Annotated in this window: 11 protein-coding genes; 4 read left to right on the top strand and 7 right to left on the bottom strand. The window is 70.4% G+C overall.

Translation table 11 applies throughout. From position 1 onward, the window contains the following. Positions 1 to 9: 9 nt before the first annotated feature. The 5 genes from ABD151_RS19330 to ABD151_RS19310 form a co-directional block, all read right to left on the bottom strand. Positions 10 to 2,289: a bifunctional metallophosphatase/5'-nucleotidase gene (locus ABD151_RS19330; RefSeq protein WP_343996482.1), complete on the bottom strand. Its 2,280-nt coding sequence runs from the start codon at positions 2,287 to 2,289 to the stop codon at positions 10 to 12. 256 nt (positions 2,290 to 2,545) lie between these two features. Beyond that, complete coding sequence (pgsA, locus tag ABD151_RS19325) at positions 2,546 to 3,160, bottom strand: CDP-diacylglycerol--glycerol-3-phosphate 3-phosphatidyltransferase (RefSeq protein WP_343996481.1); 615 nt, start codon at positions 3,158 to 3,160, stop codon at positions 2,546 to 2,548. After that, positions 3,157 to 4,617, bottom strand: coding sequence for a 30S ribosomal protein S12 methylthiotransferase RimO (gene rimO, locus ABD151_RS19320; RefSeq protein ID WP_343996480.1), 1,461 nt, complete (start codon positions 4,615 to 4,617; stop codon positions 3,157 to 3,159). Before rimO ends, pgsA begins: the two co-directional genes overlap by 4 nt. Positions 4,618 to 4,670: 53 nt before the next feature. Beyond that, complete coding sequence (locus tag ABD151_RS19315) at positions 4,671 to 6,326, bottom strand: helix-turn-helix domain-containing protein (RefSeq protein ID WP_343996479.1); 1,656 nt, start codon at positions 6,324 to 6,326, stop codon at positions 4,671 to 4,673. Continuing rightward, positions 6,323 to 8,950: an FtsK/SpoIIIE family DNA translocase gene (locus ABD151_RS19310; protein ID WP_343996478.1), complete on the bottom strand. Its 2,628-nt coding sequence runs from the start codon at positions 8,948 to 8,950 to the stop codon at positions 6,323 to 6,325. Before ABD151_RS19310 ends, ABD151_RS19315 begins: the two co-directional genes overlap by 4 nt. 229 nt (positions 8,951 to 9,179) lie before the next feature. On the opposite strand from ABD151_RS19310, the gene ABD151_RS19305 reads away from it, so the two are divergent. Beyond that, positions 9,180 to 12,290 (top strand): M4 family metallopeptidase, encoded by a 3,111-nt coding sequence (locus ABD151_RS19305; protein ID WP_343996477.1) that lies wholly within the window; start codon positions 9,180 to 9,182, stop codon positions 12,288 to 12,290. Between the two features lie 97 nt (positions 12,291 to 12,387). On the opposite strand, the gene ABD151_RS19300 is transcribed toward ABD151_RS19305, so the two are convergent. Together ABD151_RS19300 and ABD151_RS19295 are read right to left on the bottom strand one after the other, a co-directional pair. After that, positions 12,388 to 13,233: a M56 family metallopeptidase gene (locus tag ABD151_RS19300; RefSeq protein WP_343996476.1), complete on the bottom strand. Its 846-nt coding sequence runs from the start codon at positions 13,231 to 13,233 to the stop codon at positions 12,388 to 12,390. 1 nt (position 13,234) lies between these two features. Beyond that, positions 13,235 to 13,618, bottom strand: a complete 384-nt coding sequence (locus ABD151_RS19295) for a BlaI/MecI/CopY family transcriptional regulator (RefSeq protein WP_343996475.1) — start codon at positions 13,616 to 13,618, stop codon at positions 13,235 to 13,237. Positions 13,619 to 13,703: 85 nt separating this feature from the next. On the opposite strand from ABD151_RS19295, the gene ABD151_RS19290 reads away from it, so the two are divergent. The 3 genes from ABD151_RS19290 to cydD form a co-directional block, all read left to right on the top strand. Further along, positions 13,704 to 15,158, top strand: a complete 1,455-nt coding sequence (locus tag ABD151_RS19290; RefSeq protein ID WP_343996474.1) for a cytochrome ubiquinol oxidase subunit I — start codon at positions 13,704 to 13,706, stop codon at positions 15,156 to 15,158. 27 nt (positions 15,159 to 15,185) lie between these two features. Continuing rightward, positions 15,186 to 16,202, top strand: a complete 1,017-nt coding sequence (gene cydB / locus ABD151_RS19285; protein ID WP_343996472.1) for a cytochrome d ubiquinol oxidase subunit II — start codon at positions 15,186 to 15,188, stop codon at positions 16,200 to 16,202. Beyond that, a partial coding sequence (gene cydD, locus ABD151_RS19280; protein ID WP_343996471.1) for a thiol reductant ABC exporter subunit CydD occupies positions 16,199 to 18,682 on the top strand: 2,484 nt, incomplete at its 3' end. The genes cydB and cydD, both read left to right, overlap by 4 nt.

The following is an 18,682-nucleotide window of genomic DNA, read 5'->3' as shown; positions in this document are numbered from 1 at the left end:
GACTGCCGGTCAGCGGCGGATGCGGAAGGTGATCCGCTTGGTGGCGGGCTTGAGGTGCGCGTTGCCGGCGTAGCTGATCCGGGCGGTGACCTTGCCGGGCTTCTTGAAGGTCCCGAGCCGCAGGGTCGCCCTGCCGTTGCGCAGGGTCGCGGTGCGGGTCCGGCCTGCGTAGCGCACGGTGACCTTGCCGGTCGCCTGGGACGCGCCGCGGACCTCGACCTTGAGCCGCACCGTGGTCCGCTTGGCGCGGATCTTCTTCGGGGTGACGCTGGCCCGGATGGTGGAGGCCGTCTTGGGTGCGACCGGCACCCAGAAGCGCACCGTAGTTCCGGTGGTGTCACCGGTGAAGGTCACCGGGATCTGCGAGCCGCGCACGGCGGACGCCGGGACCTTGACGGCGAGGGTGGCCTGGCCGACCTCGTCGCCGATCACGTCGTCCGAGGTGGTGGTGATCGCGACGCTGGTCGGAGCGCCGCCGGCCACGCTGAGCGATCCGGTGGCGTCCACCTGGTCGCCGAGTGCGGTGTAGGAGAGCGACGAGAGCGCGACCTGTGCGGTCTCGCCGGGCTGGTAGGCCGCCTTGTTCGGGCTCACGCCGACCGCGTGCTGGGTGAAGTCCGGCGTGAGCGGCTCCGCGCGCCCGTCCAGGTAGTCGACCATCGCCTGCAGGTCGGTGACCCCGGTGTCCTTCTTGTTGGTGCCGGAGGCCAGTGTCGTGAAGTTGTCACCGCCGGAGGCGAGGAAGGAGTTCACCGTCACCGCATACGTCGCGCTCGGCGAGAGCGGCACGTCGTCCAGCCAGATCCGGGTGATCCGCGCGCCCTTGGCCTTCGCCGGGTCATAGGTGTAGGTGAAGCCCTCGGAGACGCCGAGGCGCAGGAACGGACGCGACGCTCCGGCCGGCTGCCACTGCTCCTCCAGCACCGCCTTGATCTGGGCGCCGGTCAGCTCCATCCGGACCAGGGTGTTCGCGAACGGCTGGACGTCGGCTGCCTGGCGGTAGGTGAGCCTGCCTCCGGTGCCGACCATGTCCTTGCGCAGGCCGCCGGGGTTCATGAAGGCGATCTCTGCGCCGCCCAGCGCCGCGGGGGTCTGTGCCCGCTGCACCTCCGCGACCAGGTTGCCCAGGGTCGACTCACGGCCACGGTTGTCCGAGCCGCTGCTGGTGAGCGGACGCCGGAACGGCCCCGCGATGTCGCCGATCTCGACGGCGCCCTTGACGTCGGCCGACGCCTTGGCCGCGTCCACGATCGCCTTGGTCGGCTCATCCACCGGGTAGTTCGGCGGGTAGGTGTCGGGGGCCGGCGGCACGCCGGGGACCTTGGTCGTCAGCGGCAGCAGCGTCGAGGTCACACCGACCAGATCGTCGGTCGCGGTGTCGTAGGAGAACTGCAGCTGGTTCAGGTTGTAGCCGTACTGGCCCGCAGAGACGACCGGCCGGCCGCCGATGGTGTGGTTGTAGGCCAGGTGCGTGTGGCCGGAGATGATCGCGTCCACATCGGTGTCGACCCCGTTGACGATCTTGCCGAAGTCGGAGGCCGGATCCTGGGCGGACTCGATCGCGGTGGTGGCCGCACCCTCGTGCACCAGCAGCACCACGATGTCCACGCCGTCCGCGGTCAAGGCATCGGCCTCGGTGTTGACGGCCGAGACGATGTCGGTCGCCTCGATGTCGGCGATCCCGTCCGGCGCGACCAGCTCGTCGAGGTGCTCGGTGACGGCGCCGATGAAGCCCACCTGGACCTCCTCGGCGGTGCCGGCCCCGAAGGTCTGCACCCACGACGGCTCGAGGCCGTCGGCCTGGGTGCCGTCCGCCTTCTTCTTCACGTTCGCGCCGATGTACTCCCACTCGGCGCCGCCGAACGGGTTGGTGTCGGCGTCGTAGGGTGCCATCACCCGGTTCACCAGGTCGTCGTAGCCCTGGTCGAACTCGTGGTTGCCGACGGCGGAGACATCGAGGCCCGCCTCGTTCAGCGCGTCGATGGTCGGCTTGTCCTGGTTGATGAAGGACTCGAAGGTCGAGGCGCCGATCAGATCGCCGGCGGCGGCGAAGACGGTGTTCGGATTCTCGGCGCGCAACTCCTTGACGGCGCCGGCGATCACCGCCGCACCGGCCTCGGCGGAGCTGGCCGAGATCCGGCCGTGGAAGTCATTGATGCCGAGCACCTGGACGTCGACGACGTCCTCCGGGGCGGCCTGTGCCGGGGCGGTGGCCACTGCGGCCAGGCCTCCGATGGTCAGTGCGACGGCGGCCACCCCGGCCGCCGTCCTACGTTGCGTGACAGACATGTGGACTGATCTCTCCCTACCCGTTCGGGACCGTAGTGGGCCCTGTCGGCGCCGGGTTCAGACCACCTGTCGAAGGTGTGCTGGGGCCGGCCCGAGAGCAACGGGAGGGTGAAGACGACGCTGCCGCATCCGAGGAACGCCGCAAGCGTGCGATGTGCCACGAAAAGGACAACTACCCGAGACCAAGGAACGGCTGACGCCGCCAGGATCTCAGCACGCTAGCCCGATCCGGAACGGGCTCGGAACCCCTAGCGGGTCACGAAGTGGTCTCGGTGCGCTCGCTGAGGCCCGCGCGCTGGCGCCAGGCGTCGCGGAAGAACTCGTAGCCGGACCACAGCGTCATCACCACGGCACCGGCCAGCAGGACCTGGCTGGTGTAGTAGAGGATCTCGCCCGGCAGCTCCATCCAGCCGTCGACCTGCCGGAACGGCAGCACCAGGCCACCGAGCGCCACCGCCTGCAGGGCGGTCTTGATCTTGCCGCTCTGCGCAGCCGCGATCACCACGTTCTTCATGATCGACAGGCGCAGCAGGGTGACGCTCCACTCGCGGGCCAGCACCAGGATCGTCACCCACCACCAGATGTCGCCGGTGATCGAGAGACCGATGAAGGCCATCCCGGTGATCGCCTTGTCGGCGATCGGGTCTGCGATCTTGCCGAAGTTCGTGATCAGCCCACGGGCTCGTGCGATGTCGCCGTCGATCTTGTCGGTGATCATCGCGGTCGCGAAGAGCGCGAACGCGACCAGGCGCCAGGTGACGGAGTCACCGCCGTCCTGCAACAGCGCCCACCCGAAGAAGGGCACCATCACGATGCGCAGCGTGGTCAGCGCATTCGGCAGGTTCCAGTTGCTGACACCGGCGTCGGTCACGGGGCCCCCAGGATCTCGGCGACCAGATCGACGCCCTCGGTGTCGATGACCTCGGCGAGCAGGATGTCTCCGATGGCCGTGCCGGCCGGAACGCTCACCACGGTCGTGGTGCCGTCGACCTCGGGGCCCTGGTGGGCGGCGCGGCCCTCCGCGTCGTCCCCCTCGAGCCGCTCGACGAGCACCTCGACCTGCTCGCCGATCCGCTCCTCCGCGCGCTGCGCGTTGAGCTCCTCGACGAGCGCGGTGACGTGCTCGGTGCGGGCCCTGATCTCGTCGGCGTCGAGCTTGCCCGGCAGGGTCTCGGCCTCGGTGCCGTCCTCGTCGGAGTAGCCGAAGACGCCGGTGACGTCGAGGCGAGCCGCCTCGAGGAAGTCACACAGGGTCTGGAACTCCTCCTCCGTCTCGCCGGGGAACCCGACGATCACGTTGGAGCGCACGCCGGCCTCGGGGCGCAGCGAGCGGATCTGCTCCAGCAGCCCGAGGAAGCTCTCCGGGTCGCCGAAGCGGCGCATCCGGCGCAGCACCGTGGCCGATGCGTGCTGGAACGACAGGTCGAAGTACGGCACCACGCCCGGGGTCTCGGCGATCGCCTTGACCAGGCCGGGCCGGGTCTCGGCGGGCTGCAGGTAGGAGACCCGCACCCGGGCGATGCCGTCGATCGCGGCGAGCTCGGGAAGCATCGTCTCGAGCAGCCGCAGGTCGCCGAGGTCCTTGCCGTAGGAGGTCGAGTTCTCACTGACCAGGAAGAGCTCGCGCGCGCCCTGTTCGGCCAGCCAGTGCGCCTCGGCCAGCACGTCGGAGGGACGGCGGCTGACGAAGGAGCCGCGGAAGCTCGGGATCGCGCAGAAGGAGCAGCGACGGTCGCAGCCGCTGGCCAGCTTCAGCGAGACGGTCGGGCTGGTGTCGAGCCGGCGCCGCACGGTGCGCGGGCCGGTCGCCGGGCCGTGGCTGCCGATCTCCTCGGCGGAGGCGTGGCCGGGCACGCTGATCGCGTCCGCGTTGCGCTCGGTCGGGGTGATCGGCAGCAGCTTGCGCCGGTCGGTCGGCGTGTGCGGGTGCAGCTGCTCCCCGGAGACCACGGCGCGCAGCCGCGCGGCGATCTCGGGGTAGTCGTCGAAGCCGAGCACCGCATCCGCCTCGGGCAGCGACTCGGCCAGATCCTTGCCGTAGCGCTCCGCGAGGCAGCCCACCGCGACCACGGCCTTGGTGCGGCCGCTGTCCTTCAGGTCGGCCGCCTGCAGCAGCGTGTCCACCGAGTCCTTCTTGGCGGCCTCGACGAATCCGCAGGTGTTCACCACCACCGTGTCGGCGTCGGCCGGGTCGTCCACCAGCGCGAAGCCGTCAGCGGCCAAGCGGCCGGCCAGCTCCTCGGAGTCGACTTCGTTGCGGGCACATCCGAGGGTCACCATCGCCACGGACAGCAGTCCGGTGGCGGATTCGGTTTCAGAGGTCGTCATGGCTGTTCTGAATTATGCCGTGTCGACCCCACCGGGGCCGATTCGACGTCGGCTCACCGCGCGGAGCGGTAGATCTTGGTCACCTTCTTGCCGGCGGGACCGACCGTGCCGCGCTCGACGCCGTCCACCATCACCGTGACCGCGGCGCCGTCGCTGACCGTCACCTTGAACGGCGGCGTGACGTCCAGGCGGTGCACGTCACCGGCGAGGACGTCCTCGGCGAAGACGACCCGGCCCTTGGCGTTGACCACCTTGAGCGAGGTCGAGGCGGTGGCGGTGATCTTGGCGGTGACGTTGGCGACGCCGGCCGAGGAGCTGGGCTCCGAGGTCGAGCCGTTGCTCAACGAGGCGGCCGGGTTCTGCACCTCGGTGTCGCGGTCCATCGCCAACCGGGCGATCGACCAGGCGAGGACGACGGCCATCACCGCGGCGACCAGCACCGACCAGTTCGGTCCGCCCCGGGTCGAGCGGATGCCGCCCGAGCCGGTGGCCAGCTCCGCCTCGAAGACCCGGCGGGGGTCGATCGGGGCGTCGGCATAGGTCTCGTCGTAGGCGGCCAGCAGCGGCGTCACGTCGACGCCGAGAACCCGGCTCAGCGTGCGCAGGTGCCCACGGGCGTAGAAGTCTCCACCGCAGGGGTGGAAGTCGTCGACCTCGATCGCCTCGATCACGTGCGGGCGGATCCGGGTGCGCTCGGCGAGCGAGTCGACGCTCAGGCCCAGGCGGGTGCGGGCCGCGGCGAGCTGCGGACCGATGATCGGGTCAGGAGCGGGCTCGGCGAAGTCGTCGATCTGGATCGGCTCCACCGGGGCGGCGATCAGCGGACGGGGTGCCTGCGGCGCCTCGGCGACCAGGCTGACCGAGCCGGGACGGCGCAGCTCGCGACCGTCGGGGACAAGGTCGTCGCCCTCGGGGGCGACGCTGCTGTGCACCTCGGAGCGGCGCGCACTGCGCAGCTCGCGGACCGGTGCCGGCGTCGGAGTGAGGACGATCTCGTCGGTGTCCTCGACGTCGTCGTGCTCGGCGACCGGCTCGGACCAGGCGCTCGGCGTCGCCGCGGCCACCGGCCGGGGGTGCTCGGCGACAGCCGGCTCGAACGACTCGGCCTCGGCGAAGGACTCGGTCTCGACCACGTCGGTCTCGACGACCGGCTCGGGCGCGCGCGCCACGCGGACCTCGGTGACCTGGGTCCGAGCGCCGGCCAGCACCCGCAGGCTGGTGGTGAGGTCCTCGCTCAACGCCGGGACCCGGGTCGCGAGGCTGAGCGGCACCGCAAGCTCGGCGTGGTGCAGGCGCTTGTTCCACCAGACCTGGCGGCGGCCCGCAGCGTCGAGCTCCGCCAGCACCGCGTCGGCGTCACGCGGCACCAGGACCAGGCGCCCATCGCGCCAGAGTCCGGCGCGCGGGGTGTGCTCGACCTCGGCCAGCTCGGTCCAGGGAAGCCCGGTCCAGGCCTTGCCGAGGCGCAGCCGGACGCCCTGATCGTCGGCGACCAGGAGCGGGGTCCGGGCGTCGAAGAACTGGGCCAGCCAGTAGCCGCCCATCGCCGCCGAGGCCGCGAACAGCGCCCAGTCGAGCACCGCACCGGTGTCGCCGGCTCGCCCAAGCCAGGCGATCGCGACCGCGGAGGCCAACGCCCCCACCAGTGCCGCGAGCCCTCCGTTGCGACGGACCGACACCTCGGTGGCGACGTTCTCCGTTGCGCTCACATCTCCCCCTGCAAGGTCGCGATCACACTGTCCAACTCATCCGGCTTGATCAGCACGTCACGGGCCTTGGAGCCCTCGCTCGGGCCGACCACGCCACGGCTCTCCATGATGTCCATCAGGCGCCCGGCCTTCGCGAACCCGACGCGCAGCTTGCGCTGCAGCATCGAGGTCGAGCCGAACTGGGTGGAGACCACCAGCTCGACGGCCTGGACGACCAGGTCGAGGTCGTCGCCGATGTCGTCGTCGAGGTCGCGCTTGGCTGCGGCCGGCGCGGTGACCTCCTCCACGTAGGTCGGCTCGAGCTGCGTCTTGCACATCGCGACCACTGCCGCGATCTCCGCCTCGCCGACCCAGGAGCCCTGCACACGGATCGGCTTGCTCTCGCCCATCGGCAGGAAGAGACCGTCACCCTGGCCGACCAGCTTCTCGGCACCGGGCTGGTCCAGGATGACGCGGCTGTCGCCGAGCGAGGAGGTCGCGAACGCCAGTCGGGACGGCACGTTGGCCTTGATCAGACCGGTGACCACGTCCACCGAGGGGCGCTGCGTGGCCAGCACCAGGTGGATGCCGGCCGCACGGGCCAGCTGGGTGATCCGGACCACGGCGTCCTCGACGTCACGCGGGGCGACCATCATCAGGTCGGCGAGCTCGTCGACGACGACCAGCAGGTACGGGTACGGGGTGAGCACGCGCTCGCTGCCCGGCGGCACCTCGACCTTGCCGGCCCGGACCGCCTTGTTGAAGTCGTCGACGTGGCGGAACCCGAAGTTCGCCAGGTCGTCGTAGCGCATGTCCATCTCGCGCACCACCCAGGCCAGTGCCTCGGCGGCCTTCTTCGGGTTGGTGATGATCGGCGTGATCAGGTGCGGGATGCCCTCGTAGGCGTTCAGCTCCACCCGCTTCGGGTCGACCATGATCATCCGCACCTCGTCGGGCGTGGAGCGCATCAGGATCGAGGTGATCATCGAGTTGATGAAGCTGGACTTTCCGGAGCCGGTGGCACCGGCCACCAGCAGGTGCGGCATCTTCGCCAGGTTCGCGACGACGAAGCCGCCCTCGACGTCCTTGCCCAGGCCGACCACCATCGGGTGGTGGTTGTTGCGCGCGTTGTTGGAGCGCAGCACGTCGCCGAGGGAGACGATCTCCTTGTCGGCGTTGGGGATCTCGACGCCGACCGCGGACTTGCCGGGGATCGGGCTGAGGATCCGGACATCCGCCGACGCCACCGCGTAGGCGATGTTCTTCTGGATGTTGGTGATCTTCTCGACCTTGACGCCGGGGCCGAGCTCGACCTCGTAGCGCGTCACCGTGGGACCGCGGGTGTAGCCGGTGACCTGGGCGTCGATGTTGAACTCGGTGAGCACCTGGGTCAGCCGGTCCACGACGGCGTCGTTGGCCGGCGAGGTGCGCTTGGGCGCGGAGCCGGGCTTGAGCAGGTCGCTGGACGGGAGCGAGTAGGCGATGTCGCCCGACAGCGCGAGCTGCTCCACCCGGGCGGGCAGCTCGGCGTGCGGCGGCGGCGCCAGGTCCGGCTTGGCGGGCGGCACGATCGACGGCGGAGCGACCGGCATCGGCGCCGGCGGCGTGGCCGCCACCGCAGGCGCGGGAGCAGGCAGGTCGGCGTCGTAGTCGAAGGGCGCGTCGTCGACCGGGGTCTCCTCGGCGGCCTTGCCGCGCTTGCGCTTCTTGATCTCGCGATCCTCGACCAGCGCCGAGTCGTAGGCGGGGTCGCCCATGTCGGGGTCGATCTCGACGGGAGCGTCCTCGCCCTTGCGACGCGAGCGCTTCGGCCTCTCCTCGTGCGCCTCGTCGTAGTGGTCGTAGCCCATCACCCGGTCGCGGAGCTCCGCGAGCCGCTCGGGGATCAGGTAGACCGGCGTCGAGGAGATCACCAGGACGCCGAAGAGCGACACCAGGGCGAGCAGCGGCACCACCACGTAGGGCGTGCGCAGCAGGTCGAGCAGGAGGCTGGAGATGACGAACCCGACGGCGCCGCCGGCCTGCTGCAGCTCCTCGGTGTCCCCCATCACCGGGCGCGGGCTGCCGTTGGCGATGTGGACGATGCCCAGGATGCCGAAGCAGAAGGCGGTCCAGCCGATCACCTGACGACCGGCCGGGCCGTTGCGCTCGGGGTCGCGCATGTTGCGCCAGCCCACGTAGACCAGCAGCATCGGCACGAACCAGGCGACCTTGCCCAGGGAGCCGGCGACCGCGGTCCGGGTGGCGTCCATCATCCCGCCGGGCAGGCGCCACCAGACGGCGGCGGCGACCACGACGGCGAGGCCGCACAGGAAGAGCCCGACGCCGTCACGGCGCTGCTCGGGCTCGATGTCGCGGGCGCTGTGCCCGATCGAGCGGGCGACGGCGCCGAGCCCGTGGGCCAGGCCCATCCAGAGGGCGACCAGTCCACGCGCGATCGCGGTGAAGAAGCGCGCGAACGGCCCGGGGCCGTTGCGAACCGCCCGAGGGGCCGGACGGCCCTTCGGGGCGCTCTTGCCTCGGGAGGGGGTGGACTTCTTGGTCGTGGTACTCCGTGATCGGGTGCTCGAACCTGACCCGGAGGCTTTCGCTCGGGACGTGCTCTTGCTCCGCGACCCCGGCGGGGAAGACGTACGGGTCGCCATGCTGGCGACTCTAGGGGAAAGTCACCACAGTCTCAGGGACCACACAAGTGCGTGTCGCTCACTTGCATAGCAAGGCGACCACCTGTGCCTCACAGGTGAACTTCTCGCAACATGCCGTTACCCACTTGTTTCTTCCGGCGCTGGACCGATGCGACGACAAACCCTAATGTGCTGCAGGTCACGCCTTTTGCATGATTCATCTCGGACATCATCTCTCGGAGGGCTCAACATGCGATTCCTCAGGCAGGGCTTCGCCCTGACCCTGGTGGGCGCCGGCCTCGCAGCAGTGCCAGCACTCACCACCGCCACCTCCTCGGCGGCGGCTGACGACTCCACCCTGGTGGAGCAGATGCGCAAGAACGCGGACACCTCCGCGCTCGTTCAGCGCGAGGCCGCCACCGGCGCGGTCGGCTTCATCCGCGCGACCAACGGCGGCGACCTGCTCCCGGGCAACAACGGGACGCCGGCCGCCAAGGCCGATGCCTACCTCGACAAGTACTCCACGGCGTTCGGAGCGCCTCGCGGCCAGCTCCAGCGGGAGTCGGCCACCAAGACCCAGCACGGCACCGTCGTCAACTACACGCAGAGCTACAAGGGCGTGCCGGTCTTCGGCAGCCTGCTGCGCGCCCACGTCGACGACGCCGGCAACCTGACCTCGGTCAACGGCGAGGCGGTTCCGGGCCTGGACCTGGCGGTCACCCCACGCTTCGACAAGGCTGCCGCCTCCGAGCGCGCCGTCGGCATGGTGAAGGCCGACCCCACCGGCGAGAAGTCGGCCAAGGTCAACACCGCGGGCCTGAAGGCCAAGACCACCGAGCTGATGGTCTACCGCACCGGCCTGGTCAAGGGCGAGCGCGGCACCAACGAGCTCGCCTGGCGGGTCGAGGTGACCAACGAGAAGAACATCCGCGACGTCGTCTTCCTCGACGCGATGACCAACAAGCCGCTGAACCGGTACTCGATGATCCACAACGCGCTCGACCGCGCGCTGTACGAGGCCGACGAGGAGCGCAACCTCACCCAGGTCTGGGGCGAGGGCGACGAGTTCCCCGGGGCGCTGAACCAGGACCAGCAGAACCTGGTGCTCTCCGCCGGCGAGGCCTACTGGTTCTTCAAGAACACCTTCAACCGCGACTCCTACGACGGCGAGGGGGCGCGGATGAACACGATCAACAACGATCCCGCCATCCAGTGCCCGAACGCCAACTGGAACGGGTCGACCACCAACTACTGCAACGGCGTCACCTCCGACGACGTGGTGGCGCACGAGTGGGGCCACGCCTACACCGAGTACACGCACGGTCTGATCTACCAGTGGCAGGCCGGCGCGCTGAACGAGTCCTACTCGGACGTGTGGGGCGAGACGATCGACCTGATCAACAAGCGCGAGGACGAGGGCGAGGGCGACCTCTACAAGAAGCGCCCGGTCAACACCTGCTCCACCCACTCCCCCGGCGTCCCGCTGCTCACCATCACCGCACCGGCGTCAATCGCCCGCGACTGCCTGACCGGCGGCGCCTCGTTCGGCAAGCAGCTCGACACCACCGGCATCAGCGGTGAGGTCGTCGCCCCGACCGACGCCGCCGAGGAGGGTGGCACCACGACCGACGGCTGCTCGGCCTACGACCAGGACGTCACCGGCAAGATCGTGATCGTCGACCGCGGCCTGTGCGCCTTCACCGACAAGGCGGTGCGCGCCACCGAGGAGGGCGCGGCAGCGCTGATCATCGGCAACCGCGACAACTCGCCGATCGGCATGTCGGGCGACGACACCACGCTGGTCACCACGGTCTCGATCGGCCTCGACGACCGCGAGGCGATCCGCTCCGCGCTCGCCGGCGGCCAGAAGGTGACCGTCACCATGAAGGACAACGCGGACACCCGCACCGACTCCTACCGCTGGCTGCTCAGCGAGAAGTCGACCGCCTTCGGCGGCGCGATCCGCGACATGTGGAACCCGACCTGCCACGGTGACCCGGGCAAGGTCTCGGACGCCGAGTACAAGTGCAGCACCGACGACAACGGCGGCGTGCACGGCAACTCGGGTGTCGCGAACCACGGCTACGCCCTGCTGGTCGACGGCGGCACCTACAACGGCGTCACCGTGAACGGCATCGGCCTGGACAAGGCGGCGAACATCTACTTCACCGCGATGAACGAGTACCAGACCCCGGTCAGCGGCTTCCCGGACCACGCCGACGCGCTCGACGCGTCGTGCGCCCAGCTGACCGGCAAGCGGATCTACAAGCTCTCCACCAAGCCGAGCGACCGTCAGGCGTTCAACGGCACGATCACCGCCACCGACTGCGCCCAGGTGCGGGCGATGGCCAAGGCCGTGGAGCTGCGCAAGGACCCGGTCCAGTGCAACTTCAAGCCGATCCTCAACCAGCCCGCGGGCTCGCCGTGCGGCTCGGGCTTCAAGAGCCGGGTGGCGTGGAGCGAGGACTTCGAGGACGGCCTCGAGGGCTGGACCCAGAGCGCGGAGTTCCCCGACCCCGCGGAGGACTACAAGACCTTCCCGTGGGAGGCCACCCGCGAGGCGCCTGAGCACGACTCGTGGGCAGCCTACGCTCCGGACCCGGCCAAGTACGGCGACTGCATCCCCGGTAGCGACGACTACTCCAGCGCCGCGTCCCTGGAGAGCCCGGAGATCACCGTTCCGGACGGCGCCAAGCCGCTCTTCTCCTTCGACCACTACGTGGCCACGGAGCTCGGCTTCGACGGCGGCCTGGTCCGCGCCAGCGTCAACGGCGGCGACTTCTCCCCGGTGCCGGAGGCGGCGTACCTGGTCAACGGCCCGAACGACACGATGGCCGCTGCGCCCAACAACACCAGCCCGATCGCCGGTCAGCCCGGGTTCACCGGCACCGACGGCAACGAGCTCAAGGGCAGCTGGGGCACCACCCGCATCGACGTCGCAGCGCTGGGCGCCGAGGCCGGGGACACGGTCCAGTTCTCCTTCGTGATGGGCCGCGACGGCTGCAACGGCTTCGACGGCTGGTACGTCGACAACGCCGAGCTCACGGTCTGTGACGCGCTGCCGCCGCCGGTCGCCTCCAAGGTGAAGGCGGTCGCCAAGCCGACCAAGATCAAGAAGGCCGGCAAGTCCAAGGTCACGGTCACCGTCACCGCCGCCGGCACCACCCCGACCGGCAAGGTCACGGTGATGCTGAAGTCGAAGACGCTGGCCAAGGGCACCCTGTCGAAGGGCAAGGTCGTCCTGACCATCAAGGGCAAGCAGCTCAAGCTGGGCAAGAACAGGCTCACCGTGAAGTATGCGGGCTCGGCCACGGTCAAGCCCGGGAGCACCAAGGTGACGATCACCCGCAAGAGGGGCTAGTCCCTCCCCGAAGGGTCTGCACCGAATGAGCGGCGGGTCGAGGCGAATGCCTCGGCCCGCCGTGCGCTTGTGTGGCCCCGGAGCCGGCGACCCGGCGTCAGACGACGGCGGCCAGCCAGGGCACCACGATGAACGCCGTCGGGATCGAGAGCACCGCGACGGCGGCACCGAGCAGCGCGAACGCCTGCAGCCGGTGCGGGCGGTCGTCGCCCAGCAGCTCGACGCGGGCCAGCAGGTGCGAGCCGCCGACTCCCAGCGCAGCCTGGGGCGCCCGCCCCTCGGCCAGTGCCACCAGGGCCCGGCCCAGGGGCAGCGAGCCGCTCTGCCGGACGGCGGCCCGATCGGCGATCACCTCGACCAGCAGCTGCACCTCGCGCATCGCGGCACCGCTGGAGACCCAGGCCGGGAAGGCCTCGCGCAGCGCGCTGAACGCCTCCAGGACCAGGTCGTGTCGGGCACGCAGATGGGAGCGCTCGTGGGCCAGCACCGCGGCGAACTCGTCGTCGCTCAGCACGCCCTGGGCACCGGCGCTGACCACGATCCGGTTCTGCCCGAAGCCCGGGACGCAGTAGGCGACCGGCAGCTCAGCCTCGATCACCCGCAGGTGTCCGCTGCGCTCGCCGACCAGGTCCAGCTGCTCGCGGTGCCGCCGGCGCAGCGCCCGCAGCGAGGTGCCCACGCGGTGCGCACTGAGCAGCATCCGGCCGGCGACCACCACGGTGAGCAGCAACGCCGCCCCCGCCACCCACCAGCTGACCACGACGTGCTGGGTGAAGAGCGCCAGGCCGGCCCCGAGCGCGGCGAGCACGCCGGCAGCGGCGATCGCCTGCCAGAGCAGCATCGCCGCCAAGGGCGTGCGCCGCAGCCGCGGCACCCGGGCGAGCAGTGCCGGCACCGGCCCCGCCAGGGCGATCGCCAGCACGGCGAGCAGGACAGGGGTCATCTCAGCGTCGCTCGAGCTCCGCGAGCGCCTGACGCAGGGTGGCGAGGTCCTCGGCGGATGCATCGCCCACGAACGCGGCCAGTGCCGTGCGCCGGTCGTGCTCCGCGAACTCGTCGAGGGTGCCGCGCATCAGCTCCGCCGTCATCTCGCCACGGCTGGCGCGGGCCCGGTAGGTGTAGGCGCGTCCTTCGCGCAACTGCTCGACCATCCCCTTGCGGGCCAGGCGATCCATCACGGTCATCACGGTGGTGTAGGCGATGTCGCGCTCGTCGGCCAGCAGTGCGTGCACCTCGCGGACGGTCAGCAGGTCGCCGTCCTTGGCGTCCCAGAGCACGTCCATCACGGCGCGCTCGAGGTCACCGATCTTCTTGCGGGAAGTGAGCATGACCTGATTGTACCTACGAAACCCCACGTACTACTGTTCGTAGTAGTTACTACACTTCGTAGTACTCCCCCTGAGAGGCAGGCTCATGGAAGTCGTCGACATCGCGCGGTGGCAGTTCGGGATCACCACCGTGTACCACTTCCTCTTCGTCCCGGTCACGATCGGACTCTCCCTGATCGTGGCCGTCTTCCAGACGATGTGGTTGCGCAGCAAGAACCCCGATCACCTCCGACTCACCAAGTTCTTCGGCAAGCTGTTCCTGATCAACTTCGCGATCGGCCTGGTCACCGGCATCGTGCAGGAGTTCCAGTTCGGGATGAACTGGTCGGACTACTCGCGCTTCGTCGGCGACGTCTTCGGCGCACCGCTCGCGATCGAGGGCCTGCTGGCCTTCTTCTTGGAGTCGACCTTCCTCGGCCTGTGGATCTTCGGCTGGGACAAGCTGCCCAGGGCGCTGCACGCCTCGTGCATGTGGCTGGTGCACCTGGGCACCCTGTTCTCGTCGTACTTCATCCTCGCCGCCAACTCCTGGATGCAGAACCCGGTCGGGCACACCTACAACCCGGAGACCGGGCGCGCCGAGCTCGTCGACTTCTGGGCGGTGATGTTCAACAAGGTGCAGATGTGGACCTTCCCGCACGTGATCACCGCCGCCTACCTGACCGGTGGCGCCTTCGTCCTGGGCATCTCGGCCTGGCTCTACCTGCGCAAGCGCACCGCTGACGCCGACCGCCCGATGTACCTGACCGGTACCCGGGTAGGTGCCTGGTTCGTGCTGATCGCGGGCCTCGGCGTCGCCATCACCGGCGACCTGCAGGGCAAGATCATGACCGAGGTGCAGCCGATGAAGATGGCGGCCGCCGAGGGCCTGTATGAGACCTCGGACAGCTGTGCCCCGTTCTCGGTCTTCACGATCGGCACCCCGAACGGCGAGGAGGAGAAGTTCGCCGTCACCATCCCCTGCCTGCTCTCGTTCCTGGGCACCGGCACCTTCGACGGCAAGGTCCAGGGCATCAACCCCCTGCGTGAGCAGTACCGCGAGACCTATGGCCAGGACCCGGGCGCGACCTACTACCACCCCGAGGACTACGTGCCGGTCATCCCGGTCACCTACTGGTCGTTCCGGTTCATGATCGGTCTGGGCATGGCCGCAGCCGGTGGCGCCGCGCTGCTGCTCTGGGTCACCCGCAAGGGACGACGTCCGGCCAGCAGGTGGTGGGGAGTGCTGGCGGTCTCGCTGCCGGTGCTGGCGATCTTCGCCAACAGCTTCGGCTGGATCTTCACCGAGATGGGCCGCCAACCCTGGGTCGTCTACGGGCTGATGACGGTCAACAACGCGGTCTCGCCGGGGGTCAGCACGACCGAGGCCTGGATCTCGTTGATCACCCTGACCAGCCTGTACGCGATCCTCGCGGTGATCGAGATCAAGCTGCTCGTCACCTATGCCCGCAAGGGCGCCGACCCCTACGTCGAGCCACCCAACCCGACCCTGCGCGGCGACGACTCGGACGACGACGCTCCGTTGGCCTTCGCCTACTGAGCCACCGGCCAGAAGAAAGAGACAGTCATGGAACTCACCACACTCTGGTTCATCGTGGTCGCCTTCTTGTGGATCGGCTACTTCACCCTGGAGGGCTTCGACTTCGGCGTCGGCATGCTGATGCCGGTGCTGGCCAAGGACAACACCGAGCGCCGCGTCATGATCAACACCATCGGCCCGGTCTGGGACGGCAACGAGGTCTGGGTGCTGGTCGCCGGTGGTGCCACCTTCGCGGCCTTCCCCGAGTGGTACGCCACCTTGTTCAGCGGCTTCTACCTGCCCTTGCTGCTGATCCTGGTCGCCCTGATCGTGCGCAACCTCGCCTTCGAGTACCGGCACAAGCGTGACGACGCCCGCTGGCAGGCCAACTGGGACCGGGCGATCATCTTCGGCTCGCTGATCCCGGCCTTCCTGTGGGGCGTCGCCTTCGCCAACATCGTCGGCGGAGTGCCGATCGACGCCGACTCGGAGTTCACCGGCACCGTCTTCACCCTGCTCAACCCGTTCGGCCTGCTCGGCGGAGTGGTCACCACGCTGCTCTTCGCCACCCACGGCGCGATGTTCGTGGCCCTGAAGACGGTCGGCGACATCCGGCACCGGGCCCGTGCCCTGGCCATCCGGCTCGGGCTGGCCGCCGCGGTGGCGGCCGTGGTCTTCATGGTGTGGACCCAGGTCGACACCGGCGACCTCTCCTCGGCGATCGCCTTCACCGCCGCCGCACTGGCCCTGGTCGCGGCGCTGCTGGCCGCGGTCAAGGGGCGCGAGGGCTGGGCCTTCACCGGCACCTTCGCCACCATCGCGCTCGCCGTCACCGGGCTCTTCCTGGCCCTGTTCCCCGACGTGATGCCGTCGTCGACCGACCCGGCGTACTCGCTGACCGCGACCAGCGCCGCGGCCACCGCCTACACGCTCAAGGTGATGACCTGGGTCGCGGTCTTCTTCACCCCGATCGTGCTCGGCTACCAGGCGTGGAGCTACTGGGTCTTCCGCAAGCGGATCGGCACCCACCACATCCCGACAGCCGAGCTGGAACACGCCCGATGAGGCCGCTCGACCCCCGGGTCCTCCCGCACCTGATGCCCGCGCGCACCGCGTTGGCCGCCGTCCTCGGCGGCAACGTGGTGGCGGGAGTCCTGGTGGTCGCGCAGGCGTTCGCCGGCGCCGCGCTGGTCGCCGGCGTGCTGGCCGACCCGAGCGGGAGCGACTGGCACCCGGCAGCGATCGGCTTCGCCGTCGTCACCGGGCTGCGGGCGTTGGTGGGCTTCGGGGTGGACGCCGCCGCGGCCCGGGCCGCGACCCGGGTCGGCACCCACCTGCGACGTCTGGTGCTGCGCTCGGTGCTGGACACCCCGGCCACCGAGCTCACCACCCGGCGCACCGCCGAGCTGGCCACCCTGGCCACCCGCGGGGTGAGCGCGGTGGAGCCGTACCTGATCCGCTACCTGCCCACCCTGGTCCTGGCCGGCGTGCTGCCGGTGCTGACCATCCTGGCGATCGCCACCCAGGACATCTGGAGTGCGCTGATCGTGATCGCCACGCTCCCCCTGGTGCCGATCTTCGCGATCCTGATCGGGCTGACCACGAAGGAGCAGGCGGACAAGCAGTGGCGTGCCCTGAGCGCCCTGGCCGGCCACTTCCTCGATGTCGTGCGCGGTCTGCCCACCCTGGTCGCCCACCGCAGGGCACAGGCCCAGGTGCCGCAGATCAACGCGGTCACCCAGCGCTATCGCAAGGCGAACACCGAGACCCTCAAGCTGGCCTTCGCCTCCTCCGCAGCACTCGAGCTCATCGCCACCATCTCGGTGGCGCTGGTCGCAGTCGTGGTCGGTCTGCGCCTGGCCGCGGGCGGGCTCGACCTGCAGACCGCACTCACCGTGCTGCTGCTGGCGCCTGAGGCCTACTGGCCGCTGCGCCGGGTGGGTGCGGAGTTCCACTCAGCCGCCGAGGGCACCGCCACCTTCGAGCAGATCCACGACCTGCTCACCCCGGCCGCCGGCGGAGCGGTGCCGGCCTCGATCGACCCCGAGCCGCGCCCGGTCCGGCTCCAGGCTCTGACCCTCACCTGGCCGGGGCGCGACGAGCCCGTGCTGACCGGGCTCGACGCCACCATCCCAGCGCGCGGCATCACCGCGATCGTCGGGCCCTCGGGCAGCGGCAAGAGCACGCTGCTGCAGGCGTTGCTGGGCGAGCTGCCGATCACCGCTGGATCGCTCGACCGGGGAGGCCTCGACGACGACCAGTGGCAGCGCAGCGTGGCGCACGTTCCGCAGCGTCCGTGGATCGCGCCGGACACCATCGCCGCGAACCTGCGCATCGCCCAGCCCGACGCCGACGAGGCCGCGCTGTGGGACGTGCTCGCCGCCGTCGACCTCGCCGGGCTGGTCGCCGCCCTCCCCGAGCGTCTGGAGACGCCGCTGGGCGAGGACGGTCTCGGCCTCTCCGCGGGTCAACGCGCCCGCCTCGCCCTGGCCCGGGTGCTGCTCGCCGATCGGCCCTACGTGGTCCTGGACGAGCCGACCGCCCACCTCGACGAGCAGACCGAGCAGCTGATGGTCGAGATCCTGACCGCGATCGCCGAGACCCGGACGGTGATCGCGGTCGCGCACCGCGACTCGGTCATCGAGGCCGCCGACCACGTGATCCGCATCCACGCCGAGCGCAGCGACACCGACGGCGTCGCTGTCGAGCACCGGCCGACGACCACCGTGGCCCTCCCCCGAGCCGCGGGCGACCGGCCGCAGGGCAGCGAGGAGGAGCAGGCACCCAGCCGGGGCCGCTGGCTGCTCGCCCTGCTGCTCGGCACCCTCGCCTCCGCCTCCGGGGTCGCCCTGACCGCCACGGCCGGCTGGCTGATCGCCCGCAGCGCGGAGCAGCCACCGGTGCTGATGCTGACCGTGGCCATCGTCGGCGTCCGCGCCTTCGGCCTGGCCCGGCCCGCCTTCCGCTACGCGGAGCGGCTGCTGTCGCACGACGTCGCGCTGCGGGTGCTGGCCGAGCGGCGCAGCGCCGTCTACGCCGCCCTGATCCCGCTGGTCCCCGCCCGTCTGGGCCGACGCGGTGACGTGCTGACCGGCATCGTGGACGACGTCGACGCCGAGCTGGACGCCCGGCTGCGGGTCCGCCTGCCGGTGGTCACCTGGCTCGGCGTCTCGGTGCTGGCCGTCCTGGCCGCGCTGATAATCCTGCCGATGGCCGCGCTGCCGATCGCGGTGGTCAGCCTCGGCGGCGGCGCGCTGGCCTGGACCGCCGGGCGGCTCGGCGCCCAGCGGCGCGAGGAGCGCTTCGTCGCCGCCCGGGACGAGATCGGCCGGCGCTGCACCGACCTGATCGCCGCGGCCCGGCAGCTGGTGCTGTGGCAGGCCGACGAGCGGGCCCTCGACCAGATCGAGGCGACCAGCGGGCGGCTCGCCGCGGCCGGCACCGGATCGGCGCGCAGCACGGCCGCAGGCCGGGCCCTGGCGCTGGCGGTGGCCGGACTCGGCGTGGTCGCGGTGGCCGTGCTCGGCTCCCCCGCCCTCGCCGCC

The sequence above is a fragment of the Nocardioides dubius genome (assembly GCF_039528155.1).
GTDB lineage: Bacteria > Actinomycetota > Actinomycetes > Propionibacteriales > Nocardioidaceae > Nocardioides > Nocardioides dubius.
This window is presented reverse-complemented; position numbering and strand designations above follow the sequence as displayed.

Excerpts from the sequence above, each read along its gene's own strand:
- ABD151_RS19330 (WP_343996482.1), bottom strand. The coding sequence starts at position 2,289 with ATGTCTGTCACGCAACGTAGGACGGCGGCCGGGGTGGCCGCCGTCGCA.
- rimO (WP_343996480.1), bottom strand. The coding sequence starts at position 4,617 with ATGACGACCTCTGAAACCGAATCCGCCACCGGACTGCTGTCCGTGGCG.
- ABD151_RS19310 (WP_343996478.1), bottom strand. The coding sequence starts at position 8,950 with ATGGCGACCCGTACGTCTTCCCCGCCGGGGTCGCGGAGCAAGAGCACG.
- ABD151_RS19305 (WP_343996477.1), top strand. The coding sequence starts at position 9,180 with ATGCGATTCCTCAGGCAGGGCTTCGCCCTGACCCTGGTGGGCGCCGGC.
- ABD151_RS19300 (WP_343996476.1), bottom strand. The coding sequence starts at position 13,233 with ATGACCCCTGTCCTGCTCGCCGTGCTGGCGATCGCCCTGGCGGGGCCG.
- ABD151_RS19295 (WP_343996475.1), bottom strand. The coding sequence starts at position 13,618 with ATGCTCACTTCCCGCAAGAAGATCGGTGACCTCGAGCGCGCCGTGATG.
- ABD151_RS19290 (WP_343996474.1), top strand. The coding sequence starts at position 13,704 with ATGGAAGTCGTCGACATCGCGCGGTGGCAGTTCGGGATCACCACCGTG.
- cydB (WP_343996472.1), top strand. The coding sequence starts at position 15,186 with ATGGAACTCACCACACTCTGGTTCATCGTGGTCGCCTTCTTGTGGATC.